Raw genomic sequence first — 973 nt, 5'->3', positions numbered from 1 at the left:
AACAACTCCCTGACCCAGTCGGCCAACTTGCCAGACTGGTGTTCCAGTTTTTGTATGAATACCCTGGCACACTGAACCAACAAAGTTCGGATCTTTTTGTTGCCCCGCTTGCTAATCCCTAACAATGTCGTCCGACCTCCCGTGCTGTACTGTCGGGGTACCAGCCCTGTTGCCGCCGCAAAGTCACGGCTGCTGGCGTACTGCTTCCCGTCGCCAATCTCAGTTGAAATAGTACTGGCAGTCAGCGTTCCAACGCAGGGAATACTCAGCAAGCGCTGTCCAACCTCATCTTCGTCCAACTTTCGTTTCAACTGAGATTCCAGATCTTTAATCTGCTCAACAAGATAGTGATAATGCTGTTGTAATTTCAGCAGTAACTGGCTGAGATAAAGAGGCAAACTACTGTCCTCAAGAAGGGTACTCAGTCGACTAATAACGGCAGCACCTCGCGGAACGCTGATACCAAATTCCAGCAGAAAAGCATGCATCTGATTAGTTGTTTTCACCTTATCCTGAACCAGGGATTCACGGACACGATGCAGAGCTCGCATTGCCTGCTGAGATTCGGTTCTGGGCTGCACGAAACGCATAGATGGACGTGATGCTGCTTCACAGATAGCTTCAGCATCAACGAAGTCATTTTTGTTGCTTTTAACGAATGGGCGGACAAATTGCGGTGATATCAGCTTTGGAAAATGCCCTAACTCTGCCAGCTTGCGTGCCATAAAGTGAGAACCGCCACAGGCTTCCATCGCGATGGTTGTTGCTGGGCATGTCGCCAGAAATTCGATTAGCTTTGGTCGGGTGAATTTTTTACGGTAAACGGCCTTCCCACGATGATCCTGACAATGAATATGGAAAGAGTTCTTACCCAGATCGATACCAATAAGCGCAATGTTTTCCATGATGGTTCTCCGAATGAAAGCCTGTCCTCAGCATAGTACTGGGAAGGAGGGAGTGACCATCTCATTAA

Annotated in this window: 1 protein-coding gene; it reads right to left on the bottom strand. The window is 48.5% G+C overall.

All coding sequences use genetic code 11. The features are described from left to right. The coding region (locus C6A40_RS24800; protein ID WP_114191470.1) for an IS110-like element IS5075 family transposase at nt 1-905 on the bottom strand (905 nt) is incomplete at its 3' end. Nucleotides 906-973 lie beyond the last annotated feature (68 nt).

This window comes from Enterobacter sp. GER_MD16_1505_Eko_090 (assembly GCF_003331015.1).
Classification (GTDB): Bacteria; Pseudomonadota; Gammaproteobacteria; order Enterobacterales; family Enterobacteriaceae; genus Enterobacter; species Enterobacter roggenkampii.
This window is presented reverse-complemented; position numbering and strand designations above follow the sequence as displayed.